The organism is Chromohalobacter canadensis (genome assembly GCF_029544075.1).
Taxonomy (GTDB): domain Bacteria; phylum Pseudomonadota; class Gammaproteobacteria; order Pseudomonadales; family Halomonadaceae; genus Chromohalobacter; species Chromohalobacter canadensis_A.
Genome location: NZ_JAJQJH010000003.1, coordinates 186,811 through 204,537, shown reverse-complemented (window position 1 = coordinate 204,537; position 17,727 = coordinate 186,811). Strand labels below are relative to the sequence as shown.

The window sequence follows — 17,727 nt, the reverse complement described above, 5'->3', positions numbered from 1 at the left end:
TGAAAGCGGTATTGTTGAGAATGCACTTATGTTTAGAGTGCAGGTATCTTGCGTCCAGAAAGCAGCATTTGTTTCATATAATGCACACCAATCGGGGAAGATAATGGACCACGGGAACCGAGACAACCCAGGACACGAAGCAATGTCCGTTTTTTCCACGCCATGACGATAAGCACAGTAGAGAGGCTAGGTATGCTGGACGTCGTCCCCCCGCCACAACAACTTGCCGCATTCCTCGAGCGTGTAGCCGCCCAGTGACTGGGCCAGAGTTAAGCCGGCGGCACTGTGTAGATAATCGAACATCTGTTGCAATAGCGACCGGAAATACACGTTACGCGGCGTCACCAGATCGAACGCCTCCTCGGTGATGGGAATGAAGCCTAAACCGAATTCATTGGCCGCCGACAGCGTTCCCGGGCCGATATCGGCTTCGTGACGCGCGATGAGCGAAGCAACCTCGCGCTCGCTATACGCGACGACCTGGGTGTTAAGCTGATCGAGTCGTAACTGATGCCCCGCCAACCATTCCTTGAGGAAGCGCTGCGATCCTGCCCCTTCCTGGCGGATCGCCCAGCGCCGATTGGCACCGAAAAGCCCCGAGGGGTCGTGAGGCTGGTGTCGGTCCTCGGGCCGGATGATCAACCCCTGGCTGCGGCGGAACAGCCGCACCAGCACCCAATGACGATAGCCGCTATGGCTTCTCACCAAGGCGGGATGGCGCAACTCGCTCTCCTCGGCCCGCCCCCAATGAATGGCACACACATCGGCACGGCCTTGCGAGAGCAGCGACAAACCCAGTTGCGTCCCGGTCACGCTATAACCATAGAAAGCATGCCCTTGCTGCTGCTGATTGAGTCGCATGATCAGCGCAGAGAGCAATGGGTCGTCACTGCCGGTCACCATCAGACGATCGGCCAGCACCCCATGATGACAGGACTCGAGGATCCACTGCTCGACCAAGCGTCGAGGGAATAGCCATTTACCGGTCACCTTGGTAGAGGGAATGGCGCCATCGCTGGCCAACTGATAAACCTTCTTCTCGTTGAGATGCAGAAGCTCGGCGACCTGATGCACGTTGAGAAACGGCGACGTAGAGGATGAATCGCTCATAAGGTGCCCTTATGCCGAGATACCGCTTTGTCCCCCGGGCGTGGCGCCGGCATGGCATCCAGCACCAGGCGCGCCTGTTCGTCGACGACCTGAAAATGGCGCCCCTTGGCCCGCGCCACCAGCAGCACGCCGAAACGCTGCGCCAGCTCCACGCCTTTCTGCGTCATGCCCGAACGCGAGACCAGCACGCTGATCCCCATCTGCGCGACCTTGAGCACCATTTCGGACGTCAGGCGCCCCGTGGTATAGAAAATATCCGCCGTCGCCAGTTCGGTGTCCTCCGGCACACCTTCTCCCAATGCCGCCAGCCATTGACGACCGGCCAGCGTATCCACCGCATTATGGCGCCCCACGTCTTCCACGAAGCCCAGCACGCAATCCTGACGGCATAGCGCGCAGCCATGCACGGCTCCGGCATTGCGATAGGTCTCGTTGAACTGCCCCAGGTTGTCGAGCATGCGATACAGCACCGCCTGGGATAACGGTGCGCACGGTAGCGGTTGCAGATCGGTGGCATCGAGTAGGCGTCCGAAGACCGTTCCCTGCCCACAGCCGGTGGTCACGGTTCGCTGAGCCAGGCGCGCGTCAAGATCTTCAGGCAAGGCGCGTGTCACGACCGCGGCGGCCTCGACGTCCCAGTCGACCTGCAGTGCTTCGACATCCTCGGCACGCGCCAAGAGTCCCTGGTTACGCAGATAGCCCAGCACCAGCGCTTCCGGTTCAGCACCCAGCGTCATCAGGGTGACGATCTCCTGACGGTTCAAGTACACCGTCAAGGCGCGCTCGGCAGCGATCGCCTGCTGACGACGCTGACCGTACTCGTCAGTCACTGCGATCTCGAGCGTTGTCGGCATACGCGCCCGACTCAGCACTACATTGGACATACTCACCTCCTTCTTGTGGCGACAGGATACCCAAAGCGCGATACGCATGCCCAAGGGAAATATACGGCGATGACGCATTTTCCGGACTATCAGGCACGCGGCTTGCTATATGATTCAGACATAGCGTGCCATGTTTCATCTCACAGGGAGGCAACCATCATGGCGGCCGACGATAATCTGAGACACTTAAGCCTCGAGCTGGCCTTCCAGCGCCAGGAGGTCAAGGGCTTCACGTCCCTAGCCTGGTACATCGCAGACATGGGGTGCCATGATCGCGGCTCCCATGTCCTGCCGCTGACACTCTTTCTCACCGAACGTACCGCCTATCGTTTCAACCTGAATTCCCAACATCCCCGCCTGTTCGTGCGCTGCGAAACGACCGACGACGGTCCCGCGCCGCGAGAACTGACCGCGAGCCAAGAAGTCGCGGCCAACTGGATGGATGGTGACACCCAAGTCCTCGACACCCCCATGCCTTTAGCGATACAGGCCTGGATCGAAGCTTACCTGGCGCGTCATGGCGAACGTGTCGAAGGTGGCCGCAAGAAGAAACGCGCAGGCGCCGGGCGCGCCAGTCAGGAGTGATTTCATGAGCTTCATGCAACGCTGGTCACAGCGCAAACGCGATCACGGCGACACATCATCGTTCGATAAAGCGAGCGAAGAAACAACGGTCCCCCTATCGGAACGGGCACACGCGCCTGCCCAGAGCGAAGCGAACGAAACGCCATCGCGCGCTGCGACCTTGATCCCCGGTTACGACCCGCATCGGCCATTGGACGAGCAACTCCCCGAACCAGAACAACTCGGCGCCGGGGACGATTTCCGAGCCTTCATGCTGCCGGGGGTCGGGGAACTCCTCAAGCGCCGCGCTCTGCGCCGCATGTTCAAGGTCGGCAACTACAACGTGCGCGACGGTCTCGACGATTACGACGAGGACTATTCGCAATTGATGCGAATGATGCCTGAGGTCAGTGCACGCATGCGCCAATGGCTGCGCCAGGAAAACGCGCCGGAGTCCCAAGACTCGGAACAGCATGACGACGCGGCGGCACTGCAATCCGAGATGCCCCCCGAAGAGGATAAAGACGACGCTTCTGAAGCCGTGCAGACATCCCGCCCGGAAGAGGTAGGCCTGTCAGAAGAGGTAGGACCGCCAGAAGAAAAGCCACCAAATGACCCATCTGGGCGCTCGGGTGCGTCAAGTTGACCCACCGGGGAGTTCAATGCTGCACAAGTACTCCCGTATCTTGCCCGGCAAGCCCTTCGTTTGCGACGAGAACGGGTATCTAACCTGCAGTCATAACATTATATAAAGCTCGGCAAAGACCGAGACGCGATGCCACACGATTGGCACGACAAGATTCAAAGACCCGTGGCAAGACCGACAAGTTGATGAGGTGACATGCCCCAGTTCATCGATACGCGCGCGTTGAATGACGACGCACGTAATGTAGCCGCCCGTGAGGCTGCCCTGCAGCAGGTATCATGGCCGCAGAACCTCGCCCCGCCCACCGTGAGCTACGTAAGTCACGGCCATGTCGCCATCGTGGGCCCTGCGGACGCGATCCACCGGGCGGCCCACCAGCTCGTGGACAGCGAGCTCGCCAGTGTGACATTGATCGCGACGCAGGATGACGTTTACGAGGCATCCGACATCACCAATGCGCACTATATCGCCTGCGCCGACCCCCACCTGGAAGGTTACCTGGGCGCATTTCATCTGACCTCCCGCGACGGCGGTGAGTCCCTTTCACAGGCCAGCCTCGGACGCGATCATTTCGATGCCATCCTCGATCTCGGCACACCGGCACTGTTGGAGTACGAATTGCCGCCGCCGGGGTATCATCGCGTTACACAAGCGACACCCCTCGCGCAGGCCATTCAGGATCTTCAGGCGTGCATCGGCGAGTTCGAAAAACCGCGCTACTTTCAGATCGAAAGTGATCTATGCGCCCATGCCGGGCGTGGCCAAAGCGGCTGCACCCGCTGCCTCGATATCTGCCCCGCCGACGCCATCTCGAGTGTCAAGCAGGAAATCGTCATCGACCCATTCCGTTGTCACGGTGCGGGCAGTTGCACCAGCGTCTGCCCTACCGGGGCCATTCGTTATGCATTGCCCACACCGGAGAGCCTCGACGATTACATTGCGCGTCTGCTTGCTACCTACCAAGCCGAAGGCGGCGATACGGCGGTGGTGCGTTTTCTCGATCAAGAAACCCAAGCCAGCGAAACCACCGAAGCAGCGGGCCATGTACTAGACGTTCCCCTCGAGGAAATCGGCGCGGCGGGGCTGGATCACTGGCTCGGCGCCATTGCCCGGGGCGCCGCCGAGGTGCGCATCGTCATGCATGATGCCCTGCCGCCGTCACTGGCGAGCCTGGTACGCGACCAGCATGCACAGGCCATTACCATGCTCGAGTCGCTGGGCCACGACCCTCGGCGCCTGAGCCTGATTGATGCAGGCGATATCGCCACACGCGACGCACTGCCGATCTTGCCACCCCTCGGCGAACGGCTGGAGACGAAGCGCCCACACGCTAAGCGCGAGGCACTCAACGCCATTCTCGATTTCCTTGCCGCGCACGGCACGCCCCGTGAGACGCGTGTCGCCATGCCGGCGGGTGCACCTTTCGGCACCCTCGACATCGATACCGACAACTGCACGCTGTGCATGGCTTGCGTGGCGGTCTGCCCCACCCAGGCACTCAGCAGCCCCGGTCAATCACCGGCTCTCAACTTTCAAGAAAGTGCCTGTGTGCAGTGCGGGCTTTGCGAAACCGCATGCCCCGAACAAGTCATAGCGCTGCACCCCGGTTTCATGGCCGCTCCAGAGACCCGCAACCACGTCGCGACGGTCAAGGAAGAGGCGCCATTCGAATGCATCAGTTGCGGCAAGCCCTTTGCCACCGCCAGCACCATCGCCTCGATCAAGCAGAAACTCGCCGATCATCCCTATTTCGCCGGCGACGCCATCAAGCGACTGGAAATGTGCGAAGACTGCCGCGTCAAGGATATCTGGCACGACATGGCGCGTGACCCCAACGCTCAGCTCAAGGTATGACCATGACCACATCCGAGCATACCGACACGCACTCAACCGATACGCCCGCGTCGCTTTCTGCGGCTCTCGAAGAGCGCAACGCCTTGCGCGCCGATGTTTATCTATTGCTGGCCCGCCTGGTGCGCGAGGCGCCCAATGCCGAGCTCCTCGACTTTCTCTCCGCGCTCGAACCCGACGACGAGAGCTCGGCACTCAAGCGGCACTGGGCCTCATTGTCACTGGCCGCCCAGCACGCGCATCCCGGCACGCTGCACGATGTGCATTTCGGCTTGCTGGTTGGGGTCATCCAGGGGCAACTCGTGCCGTATGCCTCCTGGTACCTGACCGGATCGCTGATGGAAATGCCGTTAGTGGCCCTGCGCCACGACCTCAAGCACCTGGGCTACGAGCGCGCCGCACACGTCAAGGAGCCCGAGGATCATTTCTCGGCGATGTGCGAAGTCATGGCCATGCTCATCGAATCCCATGCCGAGGCACAGGCAGCCTTTTTCAAACGCCACCTGAGCCCTTGGGCGCTACGTTTCATGCGTGACCTGGCCCAGGTCGAAGACCCGTTCTATGCCAGCGTCGGGGCGCTGGGGGAGGCCTTTTTCTCCCGCGAGGATAACCAGTTGCAGAGCGACCCCGACGCGCAAGTCGTCACGTTTTCGCCAACCCCCACTAAGCTCAGTGAAGGAACCAAGCACAGTGAAGGGGACACCCACTCATGACCTGCACCCATGACGCTGCCTGACGGCAATATCACGGTGCTCAGTGACCACAGGAGTCGCCCCATGAAAGAGTCGAACAATAAAACGTCGAACAACCCCGCCCGGCGCCACTTCTTGCGCAACATCGGACTGGGCACGGTCGCTGCGGGTGCAGCCGTGGCCGTCGGCCATGTCACCTTGGCACAAGCACAGTCAGATGAAGAAAAAGACACCGATGCCGGCGAAACGACGTATCGCGAAACCGATCACGTCAAGGCCTTCTACGCCACCTTGCGCGACTAAACGGTCGAGAGAACCGGAACTGAGGACATAACCATGCGATTGACTCGAAAATCCTCCCAACCCACCGGCCAGGGTGGGCTGGGCATCAGCCGCCGGCAATTCCTGCAACGCAGTGGTGTGGCGACGGGTGGCCTCGCCGCTGCCGGCTTCATGGGCCATGGCATGATGCAGGCCGCCAACGCCAAGGAAAAGACGGCGTATTCCGATGCTCCCGTCGAAACCAAGCGCACCATCTGCTCTCACTGCTCGGTGGGGTGTGGCGTCTACGCCGAGGTACAGGAAGGCGTCTGGACCAAGCAAGAGCCCGCGTTCGACCACCCGATCAACCGCGGCGCGCATTGCGCCAAGGGTGCTTCGCTACGTGAGCACGGCCATTCCACGCGGCGCCTGAAGTACCCGATGAAGCTGGTCGACGGCAAGTGGCAGCGCCTCGAATGGGATCAGGCCATCGAGGAAATCGGTGACAAGGTGCTGGAGCTGAGCGAACAACACGGTCCCGACAGCATTTATTGGCTAGGATCGGCCAAGTTCAATAACGAACAAGCCTACTTGATGCGTAAGCTGGCAGCCTTGTGGGGCACCAACAACACCGATCACCAGGCACGCATCTGCCACTCCACCACCGTCGCCGGTGTGGCCAATACCTGGGGTTACGGGGCGATGACCAACTCGCTCAACGACATGCACTTCAGCAAGTCGATCCTGTTCATCGGCTCCAACCCCAGCGAAGCGCACCCAGTCGCTATGCAGCACATTCTGCATGCCAAGGAACGTAGCCACGCGCAGATCATCGTCGTCGACCCACGATTCACGCGGACCGCTGCCAAGGCCAACAAGTACGTGCGCCTGCGGCCGGGGTCCGACGTGGCCTACATTTGGGGCCTGCTCTGGCATATCTTCGAGAATGGCTGGGAAGACCAGCAGTTCATCGATCAGCGTGTGTTCGGCATGGAAGAAGTACGCCGCGAAGTCGCCGAGTTCCCGCCGGACGTGGTCGAGCGCATCACTGGCGTCGGCGAGGCCGACATGTACGATGTCGCCAAGCGCATCAGCGAAAACCGTCCCGGCTGCGTGGTGTGGTGCATGGGCGGTACCCAGCACACCACCGGTAATAACAACACCCGCGCGTACTGCATTCTCGAGCTGGCGCTGGGCAATATCGGCGTTTCCGGCGGTGGAGCCAATATCTTCCGTGGCCACGACAACGTGCAGGGCGCTACCGATCTAGGGTTGATGTCGCATTCACTCCCTGGATATTACGGTCTTACCGAAGGTGCCTGGAAGCACTGGGCCAAGATATGGAATGTCGATTACGAGTGGATCAAGAACCGTTTCGACCAGACCGAATACAACGGTAGCCTGCCCATGAACTCCAATGGCATCACCGTCTCGCGGTGGATAGATGGGGTTCTGGAAAATGACGAGGATATCGCCCAGCGCACCAGCCTCAAGGCGATGTTCTACTGGGGGCACGCGGTCAACTCTCAGACCCGTGGCCCGGAAATGAAAAAGGCCATGAGTCAGCTCGAATTGATGGTCGTGGTCGATCCCTACCCCACCGTCGCCGCCGTCATGCACGATCGCACGGACGGCGTATACCTGCTGCCCGCGGCCACGCAGTTCGAAACCACGGGTAGCGTGACCGCCACCAATCGTTCTCTGCAGTGGCGCGATCAGGTCGTCGAACCGATGTTCGACTCCAAGCCCGATCACGAGATCATGTACCTCATGGCCAAGAAACTCGGCTTCGGCGACGAGTTCACGCGCAACTACACCATCGAGAATGGCCGTCCGGTGATCGAGGACGTGCTGCGCGAGATCAACGCCGGCATGTGGACCGTGGGCTATACCGGGCAAAGTCCCGAACGCCTCAAAGAACACCAGAAGAATTGGCACACTTTCAACTTCGATACGTTGAAAGCTGAAGGCGGCCCCGCCGATGGTGATTTCTACGGTTTGCCCTGGCCCTGCTGGGGAACGCCCGAGTTCAACCATCCCGGCACGCCCCTGCTCTACGATATGAGCAAGTCCGTTAAAGAAGGTGGCCTTACGTTTCGGGCCCGCTTCGGCGTCGAACACGATGGCGAGGATCTACTCGCCGACGGCGTCGCAAGTGAAGGCTCCGAGCTCAACGACGGTTACCCCGAGTTCACCGCCGACATGCTCAAGGAATTGGGCTGGTGGGATGATCTCACCGCCGAAGAAAAAACTGCGGCGGAAGGCAAGAACTGGAAAACCGATCTTTCCGGCGGGATTCAGCGCGTGGCCATCGAGCATGGTTGCGCGCCCTTCGGCAACGCCAAGGCACGTTGCCGTGTGTGGACCTTCCCCGACGAGGTACCCAAGCATCGCGAACCGCTCTATACCAGCCGGCGCGACCTGGTGGAGGAATATCCGACCTGGGACGACGTGGCGTCATTCTATCGCCTGCCGACTCTCTATCGCTCAATTCAAGAGCAAGACTTCAGCCAGGATTTCCCGATCATTCTGACCTCGGGACGCTTGGTCGAGTACGAGGGCGGCGGCGAGGAAACCCGCTCCATGTCATGGCTCGCCGAGCTTCAACAGGAAATGTTCGTCGAGATCAACCCAGCACAGGCCAACGACCTGGGCATCAAGAACGACGACATGGTCTGGGTTCACGGGCCGGAGGGCGGCAAGGTCAAAGTCAAGGCCATGGTGACCCCGCGCGTGGCGCGCGACGTGGCGTTCATGCCCTTCCATTTCGGAGGCATCTTCCAAGGCGAGAGCCTGGCAGACAAGTACCCCGAAGGTGCACGGCCCTATGTACTCGGCGAGGCCGCCAACACCGCGACCACTTACGGTTACGACATAGTGACGCAAATGCAGGAAACCAAGTGCACCCTGTGCCGGATCGAGAAAGCCTCCGCCTGACCGACGATGCTTGAAACACTGATGAGGCCACGTGCCTCATCGGCAAGAGGAGAACACCATGGCTCAAATGAAATTCCTGTGCGACGCCGAACGCTGCATCGAATGCAACGGCTGCGTCACGGCCTGCAAGAACGCCAACGAGACCGACTGGGGCATCCAGCGTCGTCGCGTGGTCACCCTGGACGACGGCAAGCCCTCCGAGGTCTCGATCTCGGTGGCCTGTATGCACTGCGACGACGCGCCGTGCATGGCGGTTTGTCCGACCGACTGTTTCTACAAGACCGATGACGGCATCGTCCTGCACGACAAGGACATCTGCATCGGCTGCGGCTACTGCCTCTACGCCTGCCCCTTCGGCGCACCGCAGTTTCCCAAGGAAGAAGCCTTCGGCGAGCGCGGCAAGATGGACAAGTGCACCTTCTGCGCCGGCGGCCCCGCCGAGACCAAGGAAGAGGAATACGAGAAGTACGGCGCCAACCGCATCGCTGAAGGCAAGCTGCCACTGTGCGCCGAGATGTGCTCCACCAAGGCGCTGTTGGCCGGTGATGCCCAGACCATTTCCGACATCTTCCGTCAGCGTGTGGTTTATCGCGGCCATGAAGACGGTGGCTGGTCGTCCGTCGAGAAGGCGCAAATGTCGGGCCCGGACGTCTCGGCCAATCTCGACGAGATGGCCTACGACGCCACCCGCGCCACACGTGAAGGGTGAGGAGAAAGCTAATGCACACACTCATGCAATGCCTGTGGCGGCTGCGTATGATCGGTGCGGTGCTATTGCTGGCGGTGTTGGCCGCCAGCCTGGCCCCACCCACATCGGCGGCTGAGCCCGACGAGGAAATAGGTCAAGCGGTCGGCACGGTGGATGCCGACACCTGGCGGCAGGTCAAGAGTGGCGAGAACTTCATCGATTCCCGTCATGATTCGACGTATAACCTGATCAACCCCAGCGGTGAGACCTGGCGTCAAATCCGCAACGAGTGGGTTTCGCCCGCCGGCCTTATCGCCATCGGCGGCATGCTGACGGTTCTCGTGATTTTCTACCTGGTTGTCGGGCGCAACGACCTCGATCATGAGCGTACGGGACGCAAGATCCTGCGCTGGACCGCTTTCGAGCGCTCGTTGCACTGGACCGTGGCGACGCTATTCATCGCCCTATCGCTGACCGGCTTGAACCTGCTGTATGGCAAGTTCGTATTCAGGCATGTCTTCGGCGATGTCTTCTGGGCCAACATGATCATGGGCTCCAAGCTAATCCACAACTACGCGGGGCCCGTCTTCGGTATCCTGCTCATCGTCATTCTTGCCAAGTGGCTCAAGGTCAACCTGCCCAAGAAGCATGACTGGGAGTGGTTCAAGCAAGGCGGCGGCATGGTTGGCGACAAGCACCCCGATGCCGGTTTCGCCAATGCTGGCGAAAAGGTCTGGTTCTGGCTGCTCGCCAGCGTCGGCATGCTGGTCGTCGTCAGTGGCTTCGTGCTCGACTTCCCCATCTTCGGCCAGACCCGCGACAACATGCAGTGGGCCAACATGTTCCACGGCGTGACGTCGTTGATCCTGATGACCGTGGCGCTCGGGCATATCTATATCGGCACCTTGGGCACCGAGGGCGCGTTGGAAGGCATGGCCACCGGCTATGTCGACGAAACCTGGGCCAAGCAGCACCACAACCTGTGGTACGAGGAGGTCAAGGACAACGCCGGCCAGCCTCAGCAAAGCGACCCGCCCGTCGGCGACGACACGGCAACGGCACACCGACCCAATTGAACGCCATCACGAGCGCTGAAACACCGCAAGCGAGACGACACCGCCCCCGGGCGGTGTCGCTCTTTGTTATGCTAATGCCATCTCATGATGACATACCCAGCGAGGAGGCTTTCCCATGCACAACATCGACACTGCCACGCGCACCGAACTCGAGGCGGCCGCCTTTCGCCAACTACTCGATCACCTCGACGCCAACAAGGACGTGCAGAATATCGACCTGATGATCCTGGCCGACTTCTGCCGCAACTGCCTGTCCAAATGGCTGGTGGCCGCCGCCGAGCAGCGGGGAGTCGAGCTCGACTACGACACAGCCCGCGAATACGTCTACGGCATGCCCTATAGCGAATGGAAGGAACTCTATCAGGCCCCTGCCACGCCCGAACAACTCGAGGCGCTGGATGCCCGCCAGCAGCGCAAGAAGGACACCCAGGCATGAGCGAGGCCGCCTTCATTCCTCTCAAGATCGCAGTGCTGACCGTCTCCGACACACGCACCGAAGCGACCGACCGGTCCGGCGATGCCCTGGTCGAACGCCTCAAGAGCGACGGCCACGAGCTGGTCGAAAAGCGTATCGTCGCGGATGACGTCTATCGTATCCGAGCGGTCGTCGCCCAATGGATTGCCGATGAGGCGGTGCAGGTCATCGTCACCACCGGCGGAACGGGCTTCACCGGACGTGACTCCACCCCCGAGGCGGTCGAGGTGTTGCTCGACAAGCACATAGAAGGTTTCGGTGAACTGTTTCGCCATCTCTCGTGGCAGGAAATCGGCAGCTCCACCGTGCAGAGCCGCTGCCTCGGCGGCCTAGCCAACGCCACCGTGGTGTTCTGCCTCCCCGGCTCCACCGGGGCATGTCGTACCGCCTGGGACGGCATCCTTCACGAACAGCTCGATAGCCGTCACAAACCCTGCAACTTTGCCAATCTCGTGATCCCCGGGAGAGGTCAGCATGGCTGAGTTACAAAGCGTCGAAAGCGCGCTGGAGGCACTGCTGAAGGACGTGAAGGCGGGAGAGGTCGAACGAATCGATTGCGAGGCAGCGGCGGGCCGCGTGCTGGCAGAATCGGTCACCGCCCGCCTTGACGTACCGCCCGCCGACAACAGCGCCATGGATGGCTATGCACTGCGCCAGGCCGATGCCGGCCAGTGGTTGCCCATCAGCCAGCGCATCGCCGCCGGCCACGCGCCCGATTCGCTCGCACCGGGCACCTGCGCACGTATCTTCACCGGCGGTGAAATTCCGCCGGGCGCCGACACAGTGATCATGCAAGAGCGCGTGGAAGCGCAAGACGCCCAGGCTTATATTCCCGGCGACATCACGCTGGGCGATAACGTTCGCCGCCGTGGGCGCGACGTACGAGCCGACACCCCACTCCTGGAAGCAGGTACCCGGCTCGAGGCGGCCGCTTTGGGGCATCTGGCCGGCCAGGGCATCACTCAGGTCGGGGTGTATCGTCGCCCACGCGTGGCGCTACTCTCCACCGGTGATGAAATCATCGAGCCCGGTCAATCGCTCGCGCCGGGACAGATCCACAACTCCAACCGCCCCATGCTGTCACGCCTGCTCGAACGTTTCGGCGCCGAGCTGGTCATGCGTAAGCACGTCGCCGACGATTTCGCGACAACCCAACGTCTCCTGCGCGAGGCCTCCGAACGCGCCGATGTCATCGTCACCACTGGTGGCGTAAGCGTCGGCGAAGAAGACCACGTCAAGCACGCGCTGGAATCACTGGGTCAGCTAGATCTCTGGCAGTTGGCCATGCGCCCCGGCAAGCCCCTGGCGCTGGGACGCATCGGTCAGGCGCGGTTAGTAGGCCTACCCGGAAACCCCGTGTCCTGCTTTGTCGGCGCCTGGGTATATCTCCGCCCCCTCATGGGAGCCCTGCTGGGTTGCCCACGCATGGCCATGCTACCCCGCCTGTGGGCGCGTGCAGCCTTCACCACGCACACGCAAGCACGTCGCCACTACATGCGCGTGGGGCTCGAATTCACCGTCGAAGGCATCGTCGCCCACGCCTTCGCCGATCAGAACTCGGCCGTGCTGTCCTCCTGCCTCGAGGCCGATGCCCTGGCGGTCGTACCCGAACACACCACCCTCAACGAGGGCGGGCGTGTGGAATGCTTATGGCTAACGGATTAATACCACTGAAAACGAGGCCTAGTCAGCGCTCAACGCTTTATTGAGCGCCGGCCAGAGGACATGGAAGTCGTGCTCTAGTGCGGGGTAGTCGGTGCGCAACCAAGGCACCAGCTCGGCCAGGCGATTGGGTCCGCTCAAGCGACGCCCGAGGCCCGCGATCGCTTGGCAAGTAAAGTCGAAATCAGCGTAACGACTCAACCAATCATCTTCGATCAGGGCGGGAATCATCGGCGCCAGGCGATTCGGGGCCGAACCTTGTTTCCCCAGAACTCGGTAGCAACGCGCGATCAAGGCGGCATCGGCGTGATCGCGCGCCACGAAGTGATCCCACACCAGGTCCAGCGCGATACCCACCACACGCCGCTGAGGGCGTGGCGCGCGCTCTCGCACGCCACGGATCACGGCATGGTCGTCAACCCAGGCATCCACGCGGCGATGATGACGAATACCCCGCGCGATATCCGCCGCCCAATCGCCGTCAGGATCGCCTTTGACACCATCGGCGATCAAGTTACCGTACAGGAAAGCGTCGTTGCCGCCACGTGCCAGCCAGGCATGTGCAAGAAAGTTCATCGAAGGCCTAGAGGTAATGCTTCAAGACAGTCTTTAAAGACAGTTCTTAAAGACAGTTGGTTGGTTTGGGCAATCCCGCCAGGCGCGCGCCCACCTTGGCCGGGCTATCGGGGAACAACCGCATCAAGTGCAGGGAGCGCCCTTTATCGGGCCCCAGCGCCTGGCTGACGGCCTTGACCAAGGGCCGCATCGCCGGGGCGTTTTCGTAACGCGCATAGAAAGCCCGCAACACCTCGAGAACTTCCCAATGTTCAGGCGTCAGTTCTCGGCCTTCCTCGGCGGCCAGCGCCTCGGCGACAGCCGGCGTCCAGGCCGTCATATCGACCACGAACCCCTCGGGGTCGAGCCCGATTTCTCGATCTTCCACCGTGATATAACGTGTCGCTTGTGTGGTCGCCATCAGAACCAGCTCACCGTGCGTTGTGCGTCCTCAGTCAAGGCGACGAAACCATCCATGTCGACGATGATCACGCGCGCATCGCAGCGCCCCGCCAGACCGCGCGACTCCAGATCCTCGCGCAGGGCGAACAAGCGCCCTTCCAGTCCGGGAAAATGTTGTACCTGTGCACTTACCGCGCCAAACACGCCATCTTCGATCAGCATCAACGCATCTTCCTCCCCCATCGCGCGCAATACGTCCTGATGAACGGAACTCGAACTCGGGGCACGATTGAGCAAGTGCAACAACATTCGCAGGTGTCTCCTAACAGCGCTATCCAACTGGCGTTCAGTACGGGCAGCGTTCAGAAATTGAAGATTTGGCGGTGGCCGGCAAGCACCGTCGAGAGTTCCGACGTCGGAACTTCAATCACCGGCAAGAGCAGATCGTCGCGGATTAAACCACGCTCCTCGAGCGAGTCGGAATCGATATACAAACGCTCTATATCATACATCTCCAGCATCTCGAAGGTGCTGTGGGAGCCCTTCTGTCCCAGCGGGCCCGGGCCTTGTCCCTGGAGCAATGCCCAGACGCCGTCCCCCATCAGCAACAACGAGACGGACTGGCCGAAAGCCGCACCCACCAATGCTAGATCGAGAGCCTCGCGTAGCCATAAACCGCCGTGCGGCGCATGGCGCAACATCACCAGAAGATCGCCGTGCGGTACCTCGGTTATCTCGGACATGACAGCTCCCCGTGACATAAATGAGAAACGCCAAATTCAGGGCGCGAAGGTAATCAGCCGCTCGTGCGTCTGGCTGATGTCGAGTAACTGCCCCAGCCCCGTCAACTCGAAGGGAGGCTCGAGACTCGCCCCGCTCTTGCCATGACGCTCGGCCTCACGGGCATCGAGCAAGCCACGACGCAGCGCCGCCGCCACACAGACCTGCAAGGCGGTTCCATGCATACGCTGCAAGTCGCGCCAGGCATCGACAAGGTGCGGTTCATCCTGCGGCGGCGCCGCGAGGTGTGCGGCGTTGTGAACCCCGTCGTGATAGAAGAACACGGTATCGACGCTATGCCCCCGCGCAATGGCGGCATGCGCGAAACGCAAGGCGGAGTGCGCTGCCTGATCGCTGTACGGGCCCCCCAGTACGAGTAACGCGTAACGCATCGAGAGTCTCCCATCACGGACGTGTTGAATGACGCGATTGTCCTCGACGTAGCGAGGTCAGGCAAATAATGGATAGGCACGCGGCATGGCATCAAACGATCATTGACGCCAATCATGTTAGCGAGTATATTTTTAACAAGCTAACGTATAGCACGTCCTTAGCTAGCGATACGATCTGTTGATATCCCCAACCTTGGCCGCCTTCTCAGGCGGCTTTTTTTATGCCGTACCGCAACGGGAAGCGGCTAATATGAGCGCCGTCACGGTTTGTGCGAATCTTCTTTAGCCGTTACGAAATCCGGCTAAATTGAAAGTGTATGTGTCGTAATGTACCGGCACACCCACTGATTCGTGGAGGTTACGATCATGACCGTTGCCCTGCTTTCCCCGACCAAGCGCTCGCCAGCGACGCTGAAGACGGCCGACAAGGACGTTTCAGCCACGCTGTCGAGCACCCACTGCGACCGAGCGACTACCTCAGGTCCAAGGCCTCATTGCGAGATAGGCTGTCTGGCACTCCTTCGTCATGACCTGCACCTTCGTCATGACATATATGACACCGAGGATCTCGCCAATGCTCGCCGACGCGCGATCTTCTATACCCGCTGGCACGGGCTTGCCGAGCCCCTGCTGCAATTTTGGAGAGGATAAACCCTCCCTACACAAAAGGCCCGCACCTCTCGGGGTGCGGGCCTTCGACAAACAGGCGCCGCAGCGCCACGTGTCGGATCAATCGTTGGACATGAAGCCCAGAAGGGACAACAGACTAACGAACAGGTTGTAGATCGATACGAACAGGGTGATGGTCGCCAAGATGTAGTTGGTTTCCCCTGCGCGATGGATGATCTCGCTGGTCTGGTACAGTATCGCAGCCGATGAAAACAGCACGAAGCCAGCGGAGACGGCCAACGCCAGCGCGGTAATGTTAAAGATCATCGCCGCGACCATCGCCAGTACCAACACGATCGCCCCGGCGATCATGAAGTTACCCAGGAAGCTGAAATCCTTGCGGGTAATCAAGGCCACGGCCGACAGCCCGATGAAAGTCGCCCCCGTCATTCCCAGTGCAGTCATCACCAGTTGCGGCCCATTGGGCAATGACAGGTAAAGGCTCAACATCGGCCCCAACGTGAATCCCATGAAGCCTGTGAACGCAAAAATCGACAAGATGCCCGCCGCCGAATTCGCGGTCTTGTGAACCAGGAACATCAAGCCGTAGGCGCCAATCAGGAAGATGAAGATATTCATCTGCCCGATGCCCATGGCCATCGCGGTTCCCGCCGTCACAGCGGAGAACAACAGCGTCATGGCCAGGAGCATATAGGTGTTACGCAACACCTTGTTAGTACTGATTTCCGATCGCGTCTGCTGACCGGCAATCTGAGAAGTACGGTGTGCCATGGGATTTCTCTCCTCGGTGGCGCTGAAAACATAAGGTAAGACCTAGGATGCCCCGCTTGAGTTCCCACTGCAAGATGGATATTCAACGCCCTACCGTTGTTTTAACTCATTGAAAGCACAAAAAGTCTTGACGACTCAATGAATACTGGTAGTATACACCGCCGTAAGCCGGAGGGATGGCAGAGCGGTTGAATGCACCGGTCTTGAAAACCGGCGAAGGTTTGCGCCTTCCCAGGGTTCGAATCCCTGTCCCTCCGCCAAATTCTAAAAGGGAATCAGCTACTTAGCTGGTTCCCTTTTTCGTTCCCGCCTCTCAAAATCCCCGCTTCCTATAACGTCTATAACGATCCCCGTTATAGAATATTCGCCGTCCCGGTGCATAAACGCTTGTTTTCAGACCAAGGTGCGAGCGAATCATGCCAGACCCAATCCACTTCCGAGGTATCAGCTATGGCATCCAGCGCCTGGAAAGCGGCCTGTTCGTCAGGATCAATGTACGCTACAGGATGAGAAAGGCTTCCTACGGACTGCCACGCTCGGAATGCGAGGAAATATGGGAGACCTGCGGCGAGATGCCTGCGCGCCTGGCTGATGAGATTCCCGAGTCGGTATGGGATCAGCACCGCGAAGCCATCCTAGAGCTGGTTGGCGAGAGCTTGGGCAAGTGATGTGACGCCTCTGCGTTTGGCAGGCCCTCGCGGTGCGCTTCGCTCCACGCTAGAGTGAGGGGCGTCTCATTAAGAAGGGGCTACACATGAAGAAGATGGCGATTGCCAGCCTTGCTTTGTTGGCGGGGTGTGCAGGCATGCAACCTGGCGCTGATCAACCACGACATAAGAATGATGCCGTTCTGGCACCGGGCTATCCGGTCTCGGAAATCCCTTCCCCAAAGGGTTTCGTTTACCAGTCAGGCTTTTCCGAAAAAGCACATGAAGACTACACAAAGGCCAGCGAGCAAGGTGGTACGACACGCACGTCGCATGGCTTTGGCTGGTCGGATGGCAGTGGCGATGCGCGCGTTATGACGGCGCTCTTCGAACGCCTGACGTCGCGCTCGCGCTTCTTACCTCCCGAGCACTCCGATGGCTATGAATTCGTCAGCGATCATCGTGTCACCTACCTATTCCGCAAAGGTCGTATGACACAGGTGGCGGCAGATTCTTCTCTCGTCCCTGACGGCGCAGCGAAGTGCGCGACGACCACCGACCTGCAGGTGCTTTCGCAGCGAGCGGATAAGCGTTTCGTCGGCACCTATACCGAGGGCATCAGTTGTGACGAGCTGGGCGCCTTCACCGAAAGCGATTTTCGCGCCCAACTGAATCGCGCCTACCACGCCTTTGGCTTGAGGTAA

The 17,727-nt window shown here is 60.3% G+C and carries 21 protein-coding genes and 1 tRNA gene; 14 read left to right on the top strand and 8 right to left on the bottom strand.

Translation table 11 applies throughout. The annotated features are described in order from the left end of the window. Positions 1–186 precede the first annotated feature (186 nt). Together LUN51_RS07155 and LUN51_RS07150 are read right to left on the bottom strand one after the other, a co-directional pair. Positions 187–1,110 (bottom strand): helix-turn-helix transcriptional regulator, encoded by a 924-nt coding sequence (locus tag LUN51_RS07155; protein WP_277810714.1) that lies wholly within the window; start codon positions 1,108–1,110, stop codon positions 187–189. Continuing rightward, positions 1,107–1,994, bottom strand: coding sequence for a formate dehydrogenase accessory sulfurtransferase FdhD (locus LUN51_RS07150; RefSeq protein WP_277810713.1), 888 nt, complete (start codon positions 1,992–1,994; stop codon positions 1,107–1,109). Before LUN51_RS07150 ends, LUN51_RS07155 begins: the two co-directional genes overlap by 4 nt. 159 nt (positions 1,995–2,153) lie before the next feature. Between LUN51_RS07150 and LUN51_RS07145 the strand changes: the two genes are divergently transcribed. The 11 genes from LUN51_RS07145 (at position 2,154) to LUN51_RS07095 (ending at position 12,849) form a co-directional block, all read left to right on the top strand. Then, positions 2,154–2,579 (top strand): DUF3305 domain-containing protein, encoded by a 426-nt coding sequence (locus tag LUN51_RS07145; protein ID WP_277810712.1) that lies wholly within the window; start codon positions 2,154–2,156, stop codon positions 2,577–2,579. Positions 2,580–2,583: 4 nt separating this feature from the next. Further along, positions 2,584–3,204, top strand: coding sequence for a DUF3306 domain-containing protein (locus LUN51_RS07140; protein WP_277810711.1), 621 nt, complete (start codon positions 2,584–2,586; stop codon positions 3,202–3,204). Positions 3,205–3,399: 195 nt separating this feature from the next. Continuing rightward, positions 3,400–5,058 (top strand): 4Fe-4S binding protein, encoded by a 1,659-nt coding sequence (locus tag LUN51_RS07135; RefSeq protein ID WP_277810710.1) that lies wholly within the window; start codon positions 3,400–3,402, stop codon positions 5,056–5,058. Positions 5,059–5,060: 2 nt separating this feature from the next. Next, the gene (locus LUN51_RS07130; RefSeq protein ID WP_277810709.1) at positions 5,061–5,768 is read left to right on the top strand and encodes a TorD/DmsD family molecular chaperone; all 708 of its coding nucleotides are present in this window, start codon (positions 5,061–5,063) and stop codon (positions 5,766–5,768) included. A gap of 63 nt (positions 5,769–5,831) precedes the next feature. After that, entirely contained in the window at positions 5,832–6,050 is a 219-nt protein-coding gene (locus LUN51_RS07125; protein ID WP_277810708.1) for a twin-arginine translocation pathway signal, read from the top strand. A 33-nt stretch (positions 6,051–6,083) separates the two neighbouring features. After that, entirely contained in the window at positions 6,084–8,945 is a 2,862-nt protein-coding gene (locus LUN51_RS07120; RefSeq protein WP_277810707.1) for a formate dehydrogenase subunit alpha, read from the top strand. Positions 8,946–9,003: 58 nt separating this feature from the next. After that, positions 9,004–9,654 (top strand): formate dehydrogenase FDH3 subunit beta, encoded by a 651-nt coding sequence (gene fdh3B, locus LUN51_RS07115; RefSeq protein ID WP_075369252.1) that lies wholly within the window; start codon positions 9,004–9,006, stop codon positions 9,652–9,654. A gap of 11 nt (positions 9,655–9,665) precedes the next feature. Continuing rightward, on the top strand, positions 9,666–10,709 hold the full coding sequence (locus tag LUN51_RS07110; protein ID WP_261507053.1) for a formate dehydrogenase subunit gamma: 1,044 nt from the start codon (positions 9,666–9,668) through the stop codon (positions 10,707–10,709). Positions 10,710–10,824: 115 nt separating this feature from the next. Continuing rightward, positions 10,825–11,145: a DUF1244 domain-containing protein gene (locus LUN51_RS07105; RefSeq protein WP_246921980.1), complete on the top strand. Its 321-nt coding sequence runs from the start codon at positions 10,825–10,827 to the stop codon at positions 11,143–11,145. Continuing rightward, on the top strand, positions 11,142–11,666 hold the full coding sequence (gene moaB, locus LUN51_RS07100) for a molybdenum cofactor biosynthesis protein B (protein WP_097023654.1): 525 nt from the start codon (positions 11,142–11,144) through the stop codon (positions 11,664–11,666). Before LUN51_RS07105 ends, moaB begins: the two co-directional genes overlap by 4 nt. After that, the gene (locus tag LUN51_RS07095; protein WP_277810706.1) at positions 11,659–12,849 is read left to right on the top strand and encodes a molybdopterin molybdotransferase MoeA; all 1,191 of its coding nucleotides are present in this window, start codon (positions 11,659–11,661) and stop codon (positions 12,847–12,849) included. The genes moaB and LUN51_RS07095 overlap by 8 nt, the downstream gene beginning before the upstream one ends. Positions 12,850–12,867: 18 nt before the next feature. On the opposite strand, the gene LUN51_RS07090 is transcribed toward LUN51_RS07095, so the two are convergent. From LUN51_RS07090 to LUN51_RS07065, 6 genes are all read right to left on the bottom strand, one after another. Beyond that, a complete protein-coding gene (locus tag LUN51_RS07090; protein ID WP_277810705.1) occupies positions 12,868–13,422 on the bottom strand; it encodes an ACP phosphodiesterase in 555 nt (184 codons plus the stop codon). A gap of 46 nt (positions 13,423–13,468) precedes the next feature. After that, positions 13,469–13,822 carry a TusE/DsrC/DsvC family sulfur relay protein gene (locus LUN51_RS07085; protein ID WP_261507060.1) on the bottom strand — a complete coding sequence of 118 codons (354 nt, stop codon included), beginning with the start codon at positions 13,820–13,822 and terminating at the stop codon, positions 13,469–13,471. Then, positions 13,822–14,112: a sulfurtransferase complex subunit TusB gene (gene tusB, locus LUN51_RS07080; RefSeq protein ID WP_246921984.1), complete on the bottom strand. Its 291-nt coding sequence runs from the start codon at positions 14,110–14,112 to the stop codon at positions 13,822–13,824. The genes LUN51_RS07085 and tusB overlap by 1 nt, the downstream gene beginning before the upstream one ends. Before the next feature lie 53 nt (positions 14,113–14,165). After that, positions 14,166–14,546: a sulfurtransferase complex subunit TusC gene (tusC, locus tag LUN51_RS07075; protein WP_277810704.1), complete on the bottom strand. Its 381-nt coding sequence runs from the start codon at positions 14,544–14,546 to the stop codon at positions 14,166–14,168. A gap of 36 nt (positions 14,547–14,582) precedes the next feature. Next, on the bottom strand, positions 14,583–14,975 hold the full coding sequence (gene tusD, locus LUN51_RS07070) for a sulfurtransferase complex subunit TusD (RefSeq protein ID WP_277810703.1): 393 nt from the start codon (positions 14,973–14,975) through the stop codon (positions 14,583–14,585). A gap of 729 nt (positions 14,976–15,704) precedes the next feature. Then, complete coding sequence (locus LUN51_RS07065; protein ID WP_246921993.1) at positions 15,705–16,376, bottom strand: Bax inhibitor-1/YccA family protein; 672 nt, start codon at positions 16,374–16,376, stop codon at positions 15,705–15,707. Positions 16,377–16,546: 170 nt separating this feature from the next. Here LUN51_RS07065 and LUN51_RS07060 point away from each other — a divergent pair. The 3 genes from LUN51_RS07060 (at position 16,547) to LUN51_RS07050 (ending at position 17,727) form a co-directional block, all read left to right on the top strand. Next, positions 16,547–16,636, top strand: a tRNA-Ser gene (locus LUN51_RS07060). Positions 16,637–16,792: 156 nt separating this feature from the next. Continuing rightward, entirely contained in the window at positions 16,793–17,044 is a 252-nt protein-coding gene (locus LUN51_RS07055; RefSeq protein ID WP_277810702.1) for a hypothetical protein, read from the top strand. Between the two features lie 86 nt (positions 17,045–17,130). Further along, positions 17,131–17,727: a hypothetical protein gene (locus tag LUN51_RS07050; protein WP_277810701.1), complete on the top strand. Its 597-nt coding sequence runs from the start codon at positions 17,131–17,133 to the stop codon at positions 17,725–17,727.